10 protein-coding genes are annotated in these 17,855 nt (G+C 45.8%); 4 read left to right on the top strand and 6 right to left on the bottom strand.

The genetic code is table 11. The features are described from left to right. Window positions 1-67 precede the first annotated feature (67 nt). From mukF to fdhF, 4 genes are all read left to right on the top strand, one after another. Window positions 68-1,405 (top strand): chromosome partition protein MukF, encoded by a 1,338-nt coding sequence (gene mukF / locus ACED45_RS03945; RefSeq protein ID WP_017055049.1) that lies wholly within the window; start codon window positions 68-70, stop codon window positions 1,403-1,405. After that, window positions 1,386-2,186 (top strand): chromosome partition protein MukE, encoded by an 801-nt coding sequence (gene mukE, locus ACED45_RS03940; RefSeq protein WP_061018447.1) that lies wholly within the window; start codon window positions 1,386-1,388, stop codon window positions 2,184-2,186. Before mukF ends, mukE begins: the two co-directional genes overlap by 20 nt. Continuing rightward, on the top strand, window positions 2,183-6,643 hold the full coding sequence (gene mukB / locus ACED45_RS03935) for a chromosome partition protein MukB (protein WP_371713346.1): 4,461 nt from the start codon (window positions 2,183-2,185) through the stop codon (window positions 6,641-6,643). Before mukE ends, mukB begins: the two co-directional genes overlap by 4 nt. A gap of 319 nt (window positions 6,644-6,962) precedes the next feature. Beyond that, window positions 6,963-11,192: a formate dehydrogenase subunit alpha gene (gene fdhF / locus ACED45_RS03930; protein ID WP_371713345.1), complete on the top strand. Its 4,230-nt coding sequence runs from the start codon at window positions 6,963-6,965 to the stop codon at window positions 11,190-11,192. Window positions 11,193-11,302: 110 nt separating this feature from the next. Here fdhF and ACED45_RS03925 read toward each other — a convergent pair whose 3' ends face one another. From ACED45_RS03925 to ACED45_RS03900, 6 genes are all read right to left on the bottom strand, one after another. Continuing rightward, complete coding sequence (locus ACED45_RS03925) at window positions 11,303-12,283, bottom strand: alpha-L-glutamate ligase-like protein (protein ID WP_371713344.1); 981 nt, start codon at window positions 12,281-12,283, stop codon at window positions 11,303-11,305. Window positions 12,284-12,286: 3 nt separating this feature from the next. Beyond that, the gene (locus tag ACED45_RS03920; protein WP_146492178.1) at window positions 12,287-13,792 is read right to left on the bottom strand and encodes an inactive transglutaminase family protein; all 1,506 of its coding nucleotides are present in this window, start codon (window positions 13,790-13,792) and stop codon (window positions 12,287-12,289) included. Window positions 13,793-13,809: 17 nt separating this feature from the next. Continuing rightward, window positions 13,810-14,550, bottom strand: coding sequence for an ATP-dependent zinc protease family protein (locus ACED45_RS03915; RefSeq protein ID WP_146492177.1), 741 nt, complete (start codon window positions 14,548-14,550; stop codon window positions 13,810-13,812). 315 nt (window positions 14,551-14,865) lie between these two features. After that, a complete protein-coding gene (cmoB, locus tag ACED45_RS03910) occupies window positions 14,866-15,837 on the bottom strand; it encodes a tRNA 5-methoxyuridine(34)/uridine 5-oxyacetic acid(34) synthase CmoB (RefSeq protein ID WP_371713343.1) in 972 nt (323 codons plus the stop codon). Window positions 15,838-16,023: 186 nt separating this feature from the next. Further along, the gene (gene cmoA, locus ACED45_RS03905; protein WP_017062083.1) at window positions 16,024-16,752 is read right to left on the bottom strand and encodes a carboxy-S-adenosyl-L-methionine synthase CmoA; all 729 of its coding nucleotides are present in this window, start codon (window positions 16,750-16,752) and stop codon (window positions 16,024-16,026) included. Between the two features lie 139 nt (window positions 16,753-16,891). Next, complete coding sequence (locus ACED45_RS03900) at window positions 16,892-17,797, bottom strand: DUF72 domain-containing protein (RefSeq protein ID WP_371713342.1); 906 nt, start codon at window positions 17,795-17,797, stop codon at window positions 16,892-16,894. Between the last annotated feature and the right edge of the window lie 58 nt (window positions 17,798-17,855).

Genomic DNA, 17,855 nt, shown 5'->3' with positions numbered 1-17,855 from the left:
CGTCATAAAGAAATAGGCGTCATATCTAATACATTCGATATGACGAAGAACAGTAACAGGAACCACAATGAGTGAAATGACTCAAACTGCCGAAGAGCAGCCAATTGATGAGTTGGTGGGCTGGGTCAAGCAGCATGATTTTTCATTAAACTTGCCACCAGAGCGCTTAGCATTTTTGATTGCTATCGCAGTACTAAGCAATGAAAGGTTCGATGAAGAGTTGGGCGAGGGGGAACTGCACGATGCATTTACCATCGTCACTCGACTGTTTGAAGATACTGGCGAAGCGTCCGCGTTTCGTGCCAACAATGCCATCAACGAGTTAGTTAAACAAAAGTTGATTAGCCGCTTTACTAGCGAAATCACCGATGGTGCGAGTATTTATCGCTTATCACCATTGGCGATTGGTATTTCAGATTATTACTTACGCCACCGTCAGTTCTCTAAGTTGAAACTGTCTATCCAGCTTTCAATGGTTGCGGACGAGATGGCAAAAGCCATTGAAGCAGCACAAAAAGGCGGAACTCCAGGACATTGGAGAAAGAATGTTTACGGCGTGCTCAAGTATTCTGTTGGTGAAATTTTCGATCAAATTGATCTTAACCAACGTGTTATGGATGAGCAGCAGCAAACAGTTAAGCAGCAAATTGCTGACCTTTTAAACAAAGATTGGCGAGAGGCGATTAACAACTGTGAAACCTTGCTTTCAGAAACCTCGTCCACGCTAAAAGAGTTGCAAGACACCTTGCAAGCGGCGGGTGATGAACTGCAAACACAGATCCTCGATATTCAAGAAATTGTTTACGGTGACGATGAACTCGAGTTCGTTGGCGAAACCCTGTTCGGCTTGCAGATGAAGCTAGACCGAATCACCAGTTGGGGCCAACAAGCCATCGATTTATGGATCGGCTACGACCGCCATGTTCACAAGTTTATTCGTACCGCGATTGATATGGATAAAAACCGAGCCTTTAGCCAGCGCTTGCGTCAGTCAGTCACTGACTACTTTGATGCACCTTGGTTATTGACTTACGCTGACGCTGAGAAGCTGACGGATCTTCGTGATGAAGCGCTTGTGCTTCGTGATGACGAAGTGATGGGACAAGCACCAATCGACGTAGAGTACGAAGAATTTGAGCAAGTGAATGACCTGCTTTCCGATCGAATTGCAGAGATGTTAAAAGCTCACAAACAGCAAGGCGCGCCAATTGATCTTGGCCTTGTGTTACGCGATTACCTCGCTGCACACCCTCGCACACACCATTTTGATTTAGCCAGAATTGTTGTCGACCAAGCCGTACGCTTAGGTTACTCAGAGTCTGACTATCAGGCTATTCAGCCAGATTGGCAGGCAATCAACGATTTCGGTGCAAAGGTACAAGCAAATGTCATTAACAAGTACTGATGATTACATGCCAGAGAAACTGGTAAAAGCGATAGCGAACCCACTGTTCCCTGCGCTAGACAGCATGCTGCGTTCAGGTAAGCATGTTTCAACAGAAGACCTAGATAACCACGCGTTACTGTCTGATTTTGAAGTTGAGCTTCAGCATTTCTATCAACGCTACAATACGGAACTGGTAAAAGCACCGGAAGGTTTCTTCTACCTGCGTCCGCGTTCTACGTCTCTAATTGGTCGTAGTGTGTTGTCTGAGCTAGACATGTTGGTTGGCAAGGTGTTGTGTTTCTTATACCTAAGCCCAGAACGTCTGGCTCATGAAGGTATCTTCACCAACCAAGAACTGTTTGATGAATTGATGTCGTTAGCGGATGAGAAAAAACTCATGAAGCTTGCAACCAACCGTGCGTCTGGTTCTGACCTAGATAAAGAAAAGCTCTTCGAAAAAGTACGTACTTCTTTACGTCGTTTGCGCCGTATCGGCATGTTGATTGCGATTGGTGAAACCGGCAAGTTCCGTATCAGCGAAGCGGTATTCCGCTTTGGCGCTGACGTTCGTGTTGGTGACGATATGAAAGAAGCGCAATTACGTCTTATCCGTGATGGTGAAGCTGTGGTTCATACCCAAGAGCCTAACCAAGGTAGCTTGTTGAATGAAGAACAGGCGGAAGCCGTATCAGAAGTAGACGTGGACGAAAACGGTCAACAAGACATTTTTAACGATCAAGCTGACTTTGACCTTGAGTCAAACGATGGCGAACAAACAAAAGTAGAAGGTGAAGCATGATTGAAAGAGGTAAGTATCAATCATTAACCATGGTCAACTGGAACGGCTTCTTTGCGCGTACTTTTGATATTGATGGATTGGTTACAACGCTTTCTGGCGGTAACGGTGCAGGTAAGTCGACCACTATGGCGGCATTCATCACAGCGCTGATTCCTGACCAAAGCCTTCTGCATTTCCGTAACACAACGGAAGCGGGTAGCTCACAGTCATCTCGTGATAAAGGCCTTTACGGTAAGCTTCAACCTGGCGCATGTTATGCTGCACTAGATGTTGTGAACTCTCGTAATCAACGCCTATTGTTTGCAGTAAAACTGCAGCAAGTTGCCGGTCGTGACAAGAAAGTAGACATCAAACCGTTCGTAATCCAAGGCCTTCCAAGCCATGTGAAACCAACGGATGTGTTGATTCAGAATGTTTCAGACAGCCACGCTCGCGTATGTCAGTTGAATGATGTGAAAGCGGCGGTAGCGCAATACGAAGGCGCTCATTTTAAAGCCTTCTCTTCGATTGTTGATTACCACTCGCAAATGTTTGAATACGGTGTGGTACCTAAGAAACTGCGTAACAGCAGCGACCGCTCTAAGTTCTACCGTTTGATCGAAGCATCGCTTTACGGCGGTATTTCTAGTGCGATTACGCGTTCTCTGCGCGATTATCTTCTACCGCAAAACGGTGGTGTGAAGAAAGCATTCCAAGACATGGAATCAGCACTGCGTGAGAACCGCATGACGCTAGAAGCGATCAAGACAACTCAGTCGGACCGTGACCTGTTCAAACACTTGATCACTGAATCGACGAACTACGTGGCAGCAGATTACATGCGCCATGCCAACGACCGTCGTAACAAGCTTGATCAAACCATGAAGTTCCGTGGTGAACTGTTTGGTTCGCGTGAAACCTTGCATGATCAAAACAACTTGTTGAACCGTGTTCAAGAAGAATTAGAGCTGTTGGTCGATCAAGAGTCGGCACTAGAGCAAGATTATCAAGCGGCTTCGGATCATCTTCAATTGGTTCAAACTGCACTTCGCCAGCAAGAGAAGATTGCTCGCTATAGCGAAGATCTAGAAGAGCTTAATGAGCGTCTAGAAGAGCAGATGATGGTAGTGGAAGAAGCTCAAGAGCGAGTACTTCTTGCTGAAGAGCAGGCAACCATCACTGAAGAAGAAGTGGATAGCCTGAAAACTCAGCTTGCTGATTACCAACAAGCGTTGGATGTTCAGCAGACTCGTGCACTTCAGTACCAGCAAGCGGTTCAAGCATTAGAGAAAACTAAGCAGTTGCTTGGTGATGAATCGATTACGGCAGAAAGTGCATTAACTCTTGTTTCTGAGCTAAAAGCACAAGAAGAATCAAGCACTCAAGTGCTACTGGCTACTAAGCACAAGCTAGATATGTCTTCTGCAGCTTCAGCACAGTTCGACAAAGTACTGTCTTTAGTTAAGAGCATCGTTGGTGACGTGGAGCGCAAAGAAGCGTCTAGCAGCGCTAAGCAAGCTTTAGAAAAAGGTCGTAACGCAAAACACGTTGTTGAGAACGAACAGCAGTGGCGCGCTCAGCACCGCGACATGGCTCGTGATGTGGCTCAGCAGCGTCAAGCAAAAGAGCTTGCGACTGAATACCAAAAACAGCACAACATCTCACTGACTGATGAAGCGGTTTTCGATGAAGAACGTGAACGTCATGCTATGCAGATCGAGTCCCTTGAGTACGCTCAAGAAGAGCTGCGTGAAGCGAAGAGCGAGCAACGTCGTATACAACAAAACCACGACCAAGAGATTCAAAAACTTGAGTCAATTGCTCCTGCGTGGATCACGGCAAACGATGCACTTGAAGCTTTAAGAGATCAAACAGACGCTGAGCTAGAAGATAGCCAAGCGGTAATGACTCAAATGCAGCAAGTACTTGAAGATGAGAAATCTCAAGCGGTAGCAAAAGATCAGTTGGCAACGCGCCGAGCTGAACTTGAGCAAGAGATTGAGCGTTTAGCTTCGCCAGGTGGTTCTAACGATCCTCGCCTGAAAGGCCTGGCGGATACGCTGGGTGGCGTGCTGCTTTCTGAGATCTACGATGACATCACGATTGGTGATGCGCCGTACTTTAGTGCGATGTACGGCCCAGCTCGTCACGCGATTGTGGTTTCGGATCTTGATGGTATTAAAGAGAAGCTGGTGGATCTTGATGATTGTCCAGAAGACCTTTACATCCTAGAAGGCGATGTAGACGCGTTTGATGACAGCTCGTTTAATGCCGATGAGCTTGAAGGCGCGGTGTGTGTTCAGCTGAACGATCGCCAAATGCGTTACTCTCGTTTCCCTGAGATCCCACTGTTTGGCCGTGCGGCTCGTGAACAGCGCCTAGAGAAATTGCGCGAAGAGCGTGATGTTGTGGTTGAGAACCACGCGAAAGCAGCGTTTGACTCTCAAAAACTGAATCGCTTATACCAAGCATTCAACAGCTTTGTTGCGAAGCACCTACACGTTGCGTTTAACGCAGACCCAGAACAAGCACTTACTGCGATTCGTGATAAGCGCAATCAAATTGTTCGTTCTCTGGCTGAGCTTAACTCTAAAGAGCAGCAGCAACGTAGCCAGCTTCTACAAAGCAAGCAGGCACTTGGTGCATTAGATAAATTAGCGCCAATGGTTCGTATTCTTGAAGACGAAACATTGGCTGAGCGCTTAGCTGAATTAGAAGCACAACTAGAGCGTTTAAGTGAAGCTAAGTCTTACTTGAATAGTCATGGCAAAGCGCTTACTTCTCTAGAGCAAATCGTATCTGCACTAGATGCTGACCCAGAGCAGTTCGAAGCCTTGGAAGCCGAATATCGTCAAGCCGATTACGCACTACAAACCCTAAAAGGCAAAGTGTTCGCGCTGTCTGATTTGATTGAGCGTCGTCACTACTTTGCTTACGCGGACTCTGTTGATTTGCTAAACAAGAGCAGTGAACTGAGCGAGCAATTAAAAGCGAAATTGGTTCAAGCAGAGCAAGCAAGAACCAAAGGCCGTGATGGCTTGAAGCAAGCTCGTGAACAGATGAACCAATATAACCAAGTATTGGCGGCACTGAAGAGCTCACATCAAGCGAAGCAAGAGACGGTTCAAGAGTTCAAACAAGAGCTACAAGAGTTTGGCGTAAACGCTGATGAAGGCGCTGAAGAGCGTGCTGTACGTCGTCGTGACGAGCTTCAAGAGCGTTTACACACATCTCGCAGCCGCAAGAGCGAATACGAGCGTACGATTACGTCAACAGAACTTGAGATGAAAGCCTTGGCTAAGCGTCTTAAGAAAGTACAGAAAGAGTACACAGAACTTCGTACCTTCGTGGTTGCAGCAAAAGCAGGTTGGTGCTCAGTACTTCGTTTAGCTCGTGAAAATGATGTTGAACGTCGTCTACACAAGCGTGAACTGGCTTACCTAACGGCGGGAGAACTTCGCTCAATGTCGGATAAATCATTGGGTGCGCTACGTCTGGCTGTAGCTGACAATGACGACTTACGTGATTCGCTGCGTCTATCGGAAGACAACGCACATCCAGAGCGTAAAGTTCTGTTCTACATTGCGGTTTACCAACATCTTCGCGAGCGTATTCGCCAAGACATCATTCATACGGATGATCCGGTTGAAGCAATCGAAGAGATGGAAGTTGAGCTCGCTCGACTAACAGAAGAATTGACACAGCGTGAAAACCGCTTGGCGATTAGCTCTGAGTCGGTAGCAAGCATTATCAAGAAAACGATTCAGCGCGAGCAGAACCGTATTCGAATGCTGAACCAAGGCTTGTCTAATATTTACTTTGGTCAGGTTAAGGGCGTGCGTCTGAACGTTAAGATCCGTGAAAGCCACGAAATCTTGCTGTCAGGCTTAGCGACTCAGCAAGAGCAGCACAAAGACTTGTTTGAATCAACGCGCTTCACCTTCTCAGAAGCAATGGCGAAATTGTTCCAACGTGTGAACCCACATATCGATATGGGTCAACGTTCTCCGCAAGTTCTGGGTGAAGAGCTACTGGATTATCGTAACTACCTAGAACTCAGTGTTGAAGTTAACCGTGGTTCAGACGGTTGGTTACAAGCGGAATCTGGCGCATTGTCTACGGGTGAAGCGATCGGTACCGGTCAGTCTATCCTACTGATGGTTGTTCAGAGCTGGGAAGAAGAGTCACGTCGACTTCGTAGTAAAGACATCGTTCCATGTCGTTTGTTGTTCCTTGATGAAGCGGCACGTCTGGATGCGAAATCTATTTCAACGCTATTTGAACTGTGTGACCGTTTAGGAATGCAACTTCTGATCGCGGCGCCAGAGAACATAAGTCCAGAGAAAGGCACAACTTACAAACTGGTTCGTAAGGTATTTAAAGACCACGAACATGTACACGTTGTTGGTTTGCGCGGTTTTGCTCAAAACAAGCCAGCATCTCCAGTACAAGAGCTTATCGAAGAAACTGAGCAATAAGCTCGATAGCGATTCAACGATACTGATTCATAGCCCCTAATCATTAGGGGCTTTTTAGTACCTAAATCTAGCGTTCTGCAATTGTTCTAACCCCCTTTGGCCTGATCCGCTTCATATGCCTCGTAACTTACCCCCTTTGAACTACTGATATGACCACTCATACATTAGGGCTAATCTCAATAGAACTTGTTTGAAGTCACACGCACAAAACCACAATTAATGTATGGTAATGGTATGGCAGTAGTGTCTACACACGACTGAACGACTAATTAATATTTTTGAGCGTGGCTATTACGCAAACTGGAAGGCAGGACTCAATATGATTCAAATCGTTATTGATGGGAAATTTCGAATCGTCGAACAAGGACAAACCGTACTTGAAGCGGCAAAAACATGTGGTTTAGAGATCCCATCTCTATGTGGTTTGAACAAAACAACAGATAAGATTCCATGCGATTTATGTGTCGTCGAGGTTGATGGCTTAGGTATGAAGCGCTCGTGCGAGCTTGAAGTGTCTAATGGGTTGAATATTACGACTCAGTCAAAGCCGTTGACCAACCATCGACAAGAAGCGTTGAACCGCATAATGACAGACCATTACGCAGATTGTGAGGCACCATGCCAAACTGCGTGTCCTGCAGGGGTCGATATTCAATCTTATCTGCATCATATTGCTCAAAATGATCACATCAAAGCGATTGAGGTGATCAAAAAGACATTACCAATGCCGCTTTCGATTGGTCGTGTATGTCCTGCATTTTGTGAAACTGAATGCCGTCGAAACTTGGTTGATGAATCCATTGCGATACGCCAACTCAAGCGACACGCAGCCGATGCAGATTTAGCGGCGCAAGAAAGCTATATACCAGTTCAGAAACCAAATAAAGGTAAGAGTATAGCGATTGTTGGTAGTGGCCCCGGTGGTCTTACTGCAGGTTATTATCTATCCAACGAAGGCTATGATGTAGTTGTTTATGAGTCGATGCCTAAAGCTGGTGGTTGGCTGCGTTACGGTATCCCAGAGTATCGCTTACCGAAGTCGATTTTGGATAAAGAAATCGAGCTGATGTGTCGTAACGGGATGTCGGTAGAGTGTGAAAAAAAACTTGGTGTTGATTTTACACTGTCTGATTTGAGTAACGATTTTGATGCTGTTTGTTTAGCGGTTGGTGCATCGCAAGCGGTTGAAATGAACTATCCGGGTAGCGAGCTTAGCGGTTGTTACCTAGGCGTCGATTACCTTAAAGATTACGTGACCGATCAGCAGTATGTCACAGGTAAAAAGGTTGCAGTGATCGGTGGCGGTAACACCGCGATTGACTGTGCTCGAACTGCGGTGCGTGATGGTGCGGATACCACGTTGATTTATCGTCGAACTCGAGATGAGATGCCTGCAGAAGATTACGAAATTGAAGAAGCTGAGCATGAAGGTGTGAAGTTCCACTTCTTAACTAACCCGGCAGAAAACATAGCCGATGAAAACGGTCATGTAACAGAAATACGATTAGAACGCATGGCACTTGGTCCTGCGGATGCTTCTGGTCGTCGTAGCCCAAAACCAACGGGTGAGTTCTTTGTTGAAGCGTTCGATACGGTTATCGCTGCGGTGTCGCAAAAGCCTGATCTGAGCTTTATGGACAACGAATCGATTGATATTCCACTGACTCGTTGGAATACCGCTGATGCTGATCCGCAAACCATGCATACCGGTACTGGCAATATCTTTAGTATTGGTGATTTTCGACGCGGCCCTGCGACGGCTGTCGAAGCCGTTGGCGATGGACGTATTGCAGCGCAAGCGATCGATCGTTTCTTTCACGGCGACATGGATAACATTCCGGTCAAACCGTTTAACTCAAGAAAGCACAAGCAGCTCAAAGCGGTGGATCCTGAGCAGTACAAGTCCATTCAGCGAATGGCGCGCAAGATTATGCCAGAGCTAACCCCCGAGCAGCGCGAGCAAAGTTTTGAGGAAGTAGAAACAGGCTTTGATAATGCAGATGCAATCGCGGAAGCAGCAAGATGTTTAGAATGCGGCTGCCAAGCTAATACAAACTGCGACTTAAGAGACTATTCGACCGAATACAAAGCCACTCAAACATATCCAGAATACAAAATCGATGTGGCTTCAAATGAAAGTTGGCAGGCGATTCGCGCAGAAGAAGCGAAGGTCGGTTTAACAAGACAAAAATTTGCCGTTGATGACAGCTCTGAATTCATAATCTTTGATGCTAACCGCTGTATCAGTTGCGGTCAGTGTATCCAAGCATGTCGCGAGCATAATGTTCATGGCGTTCTTAGCTTCATGAGCCAAGCCGATGGTAAGCCAGCATCAAGGCCTGAATGTCGCCCTAACTTTGGGTCGGACAAAACATTAATGGGCGACTCAAACTGTGTTCAATGTGGCTCTTGCATTCAGGCGTGTCCAACCGGTGCGATGGTGGATGCTCGTGATAGAAAGCAAGGAGACACAGACGTACTCAAGAAAGTCGATACCATCTGCACCTATTGTGGTGTGGGCTGTAAACTAACCATGCATATCGATGAGCACAAAAATAAAATCCGTTATATCGAAGGTGGGGACTCTCCGGTTAATGAAGGCATGTTGTGTGTTAAGGGGCGATTTGGTTTCGATTTCGTTGGCAGCGATGCGCGTTTAACCACACCATTAATTCGTAAAGATGGCTGGTTACAACCTGCAAGTTGGGATGAAGCGATTAAGCTCGTTGCCGAAAAGTTTACAGCGATTAAGCAAGGCTTTGGCAGTAACGCTTTGGCGGGGTTCTCGTCGGCGAAAACCACCAACGAAGATAACTATGCGTTCCAAAAATTCATTCGTCGTGAACTAGGTACCAATAACGTCGATCACTGTGCACGTCTTTGTCATGCCTCAACGGTGACTGGGCTTGAAGCTTCGCTAGGCAGTGGAGCGATGACCAATGATATTCCAAGTATCAAGCACTCTGATGTGATCTTTATTATTGGTTCGGACACCACATCGGCACATCCAATTATCGGCTCACACATCAAACAGGCGGTAAGACATAACGGTGCTCGCTTGATCGTCGCTGATCCTAAGAGAATCGATATTGCCGACCATGCTGAACTTTACCTAGCTCACCGACCGGGTACAGACGTGATGCTGATTAATGGCGTGATGCAGCAGATCATCAAACACGGTTGGTATGACCAAGAGTATATCGAAGATCGTGTGGACGGCTTTGATACCTTGTTACAAGAGGTCATGTCACCAAGCTACTCCTTAGACAAAGTGGAATTGGTGACAGGCGTTAAAGCGGAAGACATCTTCGCTATGGCGCGCTTGATCGGTACTGCAGAGCGTACCGCGGTGTACTACTCGATGGGTATTACGCAGCACACTACTGGTCACGATAATGTTCGCTCTATCGCAAACCTTCAACTCTTGTGCGGCAACATTGGTATTGAAGGCGGTGGTATAAACCCATTACGTGGTCAATCTAATGTACAAGGCGCGTGTGACATGGGCGCATTGCCAAACAACCTTCCTGGCTACCAAAAAGTGTATAACCCAATGGTTCGTCAAAAATTCGCGATGGAGTGGGGCGTTACTGATTTACCAGCTGAAACGGGCTTAACACTGACCGAGATTATTGATGGCGCGTGTCATCGAGATGTGCGTGGTCTGTACGTTATGGGCGAGAACCCAGTGCTGAGTGACCCGAATCAAGCACATGTGATTGAAGGGCTTGAAGCGTTAGATTTCCTAGTGGTTCAAGATATTTTCTTAACTGAAACCGCCCAGTATGCCGATGTGGTTCTGCCGTCTTGCTCGTTCGCTGAGAAGTCTGGTCACTTTACTAATACCGAGCGTCGTGTTCAGCGCATTAACCCGGCGGTATTACCTCCAGGTGAAGCGAAAGAAGATTGGGTGATTATCCAAATGCTAGCCAACGCAATGGGCGGTGGTTGGGACTATAAAACCGTTGCCGATATCACCAATGAGATAGCACGTGTAACGCCACAGTATGGTGGTTTACGTTGGGAGAATATTACGGTGAACGGCGTGCAATGGCCAAGTAATAAGAATAACCCTGATGGCACTCGTATCATGCACCAGACCCAATTTACGCGTGGGCGTGGTCAAATGGAGGCGATTCCGTTTAGATACGCTGCTGAGTTACCGGACGCGGAATACCCGCTAGTATTAACGACAGGCCGCATTTTAGAACAGTTCCATACTGGAACCATGACACGTAAAACAAAAGGGTTGGATAACTTAGCGGGGCCACGTGCAATGGTCAGTGTTCACGATGCTGAAGCGTTAGGAATCTCGAATGGTCAGATGCTCAAGGTGTCGACACGTCGTGGTGAAATAGAAATCGCGGCGTTTGTGACTAAGCGAATGCAAAAGGGTGTGGTGTTCATTCCATTCCATTTTGTTGAATCGCCGGTTAACCGTTTGACGACCACAGCGACCGATCCACACGCTAAGATCCCTGAGTTTAAGGTGGCGGCGGTGCGGATTGATCCAATTCGAGAGCCTGTAATTGAATCTACAGAGACTTAACCTAATCCGCTAATTTAACCGCAGATACTAAAAAGCCGCGTAACTCTCAGAGTTATGCGGCCTTTTTTATAAGCTCTATTAGGTATCAAGTGACCTAGTCAGCAAATCGCTTAGTTTGGAACAATCTCGTTACCGTGAACACCGAATTGCTTGGCAGCGTATGCAACGCGCTCTGCTGGTTTCGGGTATTCAGCCGGTGTACCAAGGTTCTCAATATGGTGCAATCGAGGCAATAAACCTGCTCCGTTCGCGATTTGGATAGCCAAACCTGGACGTGCGTTAAGCTCAAGTACCATTGGGCCTTCTTCTTGGTCTAGAACCATGTCAGTACCCATGTAACCAAGACCTGTCATTTCCCAAGCGCTTGAAGCTAGTGTTAGCAGTTTTTCCCAGTGTGGTACCTGAAGTAGCGCCAACTCTTTACCCGTATCTGGGTGGTGAGTTACTGGGTGGTCAAATTGAACCGCACGAACGGCTTTACCCGTCGCAATACAAATACCTACACCTACAGCGCCTTGGTGTAAGTTAGCCTTACCGTCGGAAGCCGAAGTAGATAAACGCATCATCGCCATCACAGGGTAGCCCTTGAATACGATGATTCGTACATCTGGCACACCTTCGTAACTGAAGCCATCAAAACACTCATCAAACTTGATGAGGTTTTCAACTACCGCAACATCGTTCTTACCACCAAGTGAGAAAAGACCGGCAAGAGCGTTACTTATGTGACGCTCTACGTCTTCTTCATTGATAGTAGAACCCGATGGCTTAGTGTAAACGCCGTCCTTGTGAGAAGTCACAACAAGGATACCTTTACCACCACTACCTTGAGCCGGCTTGATTACGAAACCCGGCCACTCTTTTACCATCTTGTGGATTGTTTTTACTTCAGCTTGATGACCAATAACGCCAATTAGTTTTGGCACAGTAGCGCCAGCCTGTTCAGCAATGATCTTAGTCTTAAGCTTGTCATCAACGAGTGGATACTTGGAACGATCATTGTAGCGACCAATATAACTATGGTTACGCTTGTTCATTCCCATTATGCCTTTGTCTTTCAACTTAAACGGTGAAGTAAATTGATCAAACATAACTTAGTCCTCCGCTAGCGGTTTAAAGCGACGAAGCTCTGTTAGACGGTAGCCTGTGTAGTTACCTAGTAGCAAAATGGTCGCTAGAATAACAAGCTGTAAACCAATAAAGTTAAACGTTAAGTGCTGAATGAACGGGTTAGTCATGCCTAAGTAAACAAGAACCGCAGTGAATAGAGAACCACCACCTTGTAGCATTACTTCTTTCGCGCCTTCTTCTTCCCATAGGATAGACATACGTTCGATAGTCCAAGATAGGATAATCATTGGGAAGAACGTAATAGACAGACCTTCTGTTAGACCCACTTTAAATGCGACTACAGTAAACACAGAGATAATCATGATTACCGTGATGATTACGGCGGATATCCTGGCGACCAGTAGCAAATTAAGTTTGGACAAGTAGCTTCGAATAATAAGACCCGTACCAACAATCAGTAGGAAGCCGACAATGCCCGTTACCAATTGTGTTTGTACAAAGGCTACTGCAATCAGTACTGGCATGAAGGTACCAGACGTTTTTAAACCAATGATGACACGCAGGAATACAACAATCAGAGCACCGATAGGAATCAGCATGATGGTTTTGAACATCGCTTGCTCTTCTAGCGGTAGGCTGTGAATTGAAAGGTTTAACAGTTGATCAGCAGAGACTTTGCTATTAGTTGCTTCAGTAGGAGTAACCTCCTGCGCAATCATAGAGAAGTGAACTTTACTGTTCTGACCGCCAACCACATCCAGTAGAGAAACGTTTGATTCATCCCAAATAAGCAGATTTGGCTGAACTTGTTGTTCACTTGATTCTGGAGAGAATAGAACCCATTGGTCGTGATCCCAGATCTGGTTCATTTGCTGAATAGATTGACGACGACGTCCATCTTCTAGCTCGATAACGCCAACGACTTTATTGTGGATGTTTGCTGCTGAAAGTAGCTTATGTGTCGCTTCAACTTTGCTCATGTTATTCAGAATCAGCGCTGAGTTTTGGCTGTCTGGGTCATTAAGCGTTTTGATAAGTTCGCGAGTGAAAGTGATGTTGTCTGCTGAGCGTTTAGTTGCTCTGTCAATCAATGCCAACGCAGCAGCTTCTTCAGGACCATCAAAGCTTGGTTGTGTGATTTCGCCTTCTGGTGGTATAGCATCAACTTTCGCTTGGTTATCGACTAGGAATTGAGTCTTATAGTAGATAGTTTGAGGGCCATCAGCATGGCGAATAGACCACTCTGCACGGCGACCTGATTCTGTGTTCAAGTAAGAGATACCGTAACCTGGTGACGAAGCTGATTCACCAATAAGTGTGTAATTAGACTGAGTGTGAGGAGCTGCTAGTGAAACTTTTGCTTCTTTACCAACCGCATTGAACTCGATACGAGCTTCAATGTCCCAAACCTGTCTGGTTTCCCCAGGAGTCCAAGGTACACCGTAGGTGGTATGTCTGAACATACTCAGTGTTATACCTGCAACGATAAGCAGGAATATAGAGATATAAAATGGAATTCTTGACGTCATAGCTTACCCTACTATTGTTATTTAACTTCCGTTTGTACGTACTTTTTACTTACATCCACTAGCGCTATGTCTTTGATAAATTCGCGCCCTAGTAATACAGGGTGACTCATTTGAGAGCGATCCGCCAATGTAAATTGCGCTTTTTCATGGATTTTTCCAACTTTCACCCATAATTCGATCACAGCTCGACGTTCAGTCTGATCATTCGTTGATTGACGGATTTTCACATAACGTAAAACAGGCGCTTCAATCCATTTCTGGTCTTTTTCAGCTTGTGCTTTGTCGTCTAGGTGGAATTTAACCCAGTTCTTACCGTTACGTTCGAACTCTTTGATATCGACAGCATTTAGAGAAGAGGTGGTTGCACCTGTATCCACACGAGCATCGAAGCTTTGCTTGATTGAGTCGATAGACACTTTTTCGATGCCGCCAAGGATGGTTGGTTGTAACGTAGGAGCGACAGGAGCGGCTGCAACGACGACAGGTTCTTCTTCCTCTAGTTCTTCAATAACTTTGTGTTCCATATTGGTTAGATGGACATCTAATTGACTAGAAAGGAGAGTGATTTCGTCTTCTAAGCTTTCAATATAATCACTTTGATTGCTTAGTTGCAGTTCAAGATTTTGAACTTTATTTGCGATGTTTGTCTCTGAGCGGGAAATAGCGTCGAGAGTTTCTTGGTGATAGGCTGCACCGTTTGTCAGAGTACAGCCAGAGAGCAAACCAACCGCCACAATCGGCGATAATCGCTTAAACATAAAAAAACCTTTGAGAATTAGAGAATAGTTCAGACTATTTAGAAGTTTAGCCCACAAAAAAGGATGCGTGAAGCATCCTATTGTAAGAGTCTGGTCATATTGAATCGCAATGTGAGCGCTACGCCAATTATTGCTATTTGAAATAGCTCACTTATTAAACGCAAGTCAATTTTTGTTCAATTCGTGAGCTCAGGAAGCAAATGTTCACCGCGAAATCAACGGTGACTTTTTGACCATGGCAAGCCGTTGTTTTGCTGCCTTATATAGGCTCGTGTTTTATTTACTCAATATGCCACTGCTTTGTGGGCAGAGAATCTATGGCTTTGTTGCTACCAAAATCGCACGTCTTGGCGCTGGGTGACCTTCAACCGTTTTGCTTGGATCGTTCGGATCTAGATAATCTGGTAGAGAGTTGTGTGTCATCCATTCTGTTGTGCGTTGTTCACCAATTGTCGTGACATTTTCATCAACGATACGTACGTCTTCAAAGCCAACTTGTTCAAGCCAGCGTTTCAGTGCTCGAGCTGAAGGGAAGAAGTACACGTTTCTCATCTGTGCGTAACGGTCAACAGGGACCAGTACCGCATTTTCATCGCCTTCAATTACTAGGGTTTCAAGCACCAACTCGCCGCCAGATACCAATTGGTCTTTTAGTTGAATCAAGTGATCAAGTGGCGAACGACGGTGGTACAGAACACCCATGCTGAAAACAGTGTCGTAGGCTTCTAGCTTTGGCAGTTGCTCAATACCTAGAGGTAATAGGTGTGCACGTTGGTCATCGCCCATCAACTTACGAATCGCTTCAAACTGAACCAAGAATAGATGAGAAGGATCGATACCAACCGTTAAGCGAGCACCTTCACCCAGCATACGCCACATGTGGTAACCATTACCACAACCTACATCGAGAACCGAACGGTTTTTCAATGGGGATATATGTGGAAGCACACGGTCCCATTTCCAGTCACTACGCCACTCAGTATCGATATGAATATCGTGAACGGTGTAAGGGCCTTTTCTCCATGGGTGGAACGTCTTTAATAGGCTTTCTAGCTTTTTAAGCTCACCTGTGTGAAATGGTGTTGAGCTGCCAATCGTCACTGAGTTCTTCAGATCAACTTGGTCTGGTACACCTTGTGGGATCTTGTTTAGTGCACGTAACCAACGGTCGAAGTCACCGTGCTCTGCATTTTGCCAATTTGTCAGTTGCTGTGGCAGAACATTGAGCCACGGCTGAAGGCGAGTATCTTGGGCAATAAGTTGATAAAAATTGGCAAAATTAAACATAGGTTTTCACTGAGTTGGTGGTGTAGAAATTAAATTTGTCACTCGATTAAGAGTGTGGACAAACATGCTAGGGAATCTCGTTTATCATGTTTGATAAGAGATCCCCAACTCGCTCGTTCCTCGCTCTTGAGGATGACCTTTTAGTACGTGCTAAAGGTGTCGCGACTGTTACGTAACCGAAAATGTTTACTTTATCGCGAACATTGAACCAAAGTTGAAACATTGGAACCAGACTTCGCTGCTTGAGAAGCCAATCTTATCAAATCGTTCTCTGTGAACAGGGATCGAATCCGGACGCATCACGTTTTCAATTGCGCTGCGTTTCTGGCTTACTTCTAGCTCGCTGTATCCGTTAGCACGTTTGAAATCATGGTGCAGGTCGATAAGCAGTTCATTTGAGCTTTCGTCTTCGAATACGTATTTTTCAGACAAGATTAAGATCCCGCCCGGGCGCAAGCCTGCATGAATTTTTTCAAGCAGAGCGTATCGATCGTCCGGAGACAGAAATTGCAGCGTAAAGTTAAGCACCACAACAGAAGCGTCTTTGATTTCGACTTCGCGAATGTCGGCTTCAATCACTTCTACTGGTGTGTCACTGCGATAAGCATTAACGTGCAATTTGCAGCGTTCAACCATGGCTTCTGAGTTATCGATAGCGAAAATCGTGCAGCCTTCTTGCTGAATGTGACGACGCATAGAAAGTGTCGCCGCACCAAGCGAGCAGCCAAGGTCGTAAATATTTGAATGTGGCTTTACAAAGCGCTCAGCCAGCATGCCGATTGCAGAGATGATATTGCTATAGCCAGGCACCGAGCGTTGAATCATATCCGGAAATACTTCAGCAACCCTTGCATCAAAGGTGAAGTCTCCAATTTTATCAATAGGAGCGGAAAAGATATTGTCTGTGTTGCTCATGGCATTTTCTCTCGACAGTCAGCGTAATTGGCACAAAATTCGTACCAAATAAAAGGGGGCGTATTTTACGTAAAAAAAGCGCGGCTGTCACGAAAACTGAGATTTAGCTCAAGGTTCGAAGTTACTTATAGGTGAGGGGCTAAAACATCGAGATTTGGTTATTGCCTTTCTGAGCAGGAAACTGAGCCAGGTCAGGCAATAATAATGACTTATTTTCAGACACTTGCTTTTGCAACAGCTCGTAAATAGCGATGGCAAGTTCAGGCGCATGATTATTGTCTGGGGTGTGAATCATTAAATACGGTTGTTTCCCTTCGCTTAGCCAGTTTGGAATTTTGGTAAACCAAGGCTTAAAAAACTCAATGTTAGGTTCTTGGTCTGGGTGGCCAATAAATCGAATCATCGGGTTATTGGCGGTCGCAATCGCATGAACGGGGACACGCGGTTTTTTCTGATGTGCATCGAACACCGCTTCTGTGGTTGGTGGCGCGGAAAACACGGGGCGGCTATCCATAATGATGCGATTAATACCTTCTTCGACCAGCCATTGATTAAAGCGTTTTTCAGCATCGCCTTTATCAAAGAAACCCAAGTGTCGAACTTCGACACCAAGCTGCATATCTTTTGGGAACAAGGTGCAAAACTTTTGTAGGGCAGGGAGCATGCTGGGCTCAAAGCTGTGTGGCAGTTGAATCGTCCATTGACCAATGCGGTCGTGGAGTGGCGACATAGTCATCAAGAACTCTTTGAGCTCTGCTTGGCAGTGCCTGAGTTGCTGCTGGTGGGTGATGAATTTAGGTAGCTTGAAAGTGAACCTGAAATCATCATGACTGGCGGCTTTCCAGTTATGAACGGTCGACATACTCGGCGTAGCGTAAAAGGTCGTGTTGCCTTCCACAGTATGAAAAACTTGTGTGTATTTCTCTAAGCGTTCAGCAGGCTTTGTTCCTTTTCCGTAGAACTGACTTTGCCACTCAGAATGAGACCACATGGTTAATCCAAGTCTTAGAGGTAAAGTTTCTGCTGTTATTACACGATCATCCATCTATTACACCGTTATTCATCACGCCATCAGACATTACAAAAAGTTTTTGGGTTTAAAC

This window comes from Vibrio crassostreae (assembly GCF_041439375.1).
GTDB classification, from domain to species: domain Bacteria; phylum Pseudomonadota; class Gammaproteobacteria; order Enterobacterales; family Vibrionaceae; genus Vibrio; species Vibrio crassostreae_D.
The sequence above is the reverse complement of the archived record's forward strand: the minus strand, read 5'-3'. Positions and strand labels throughout refer to the sequence as shown.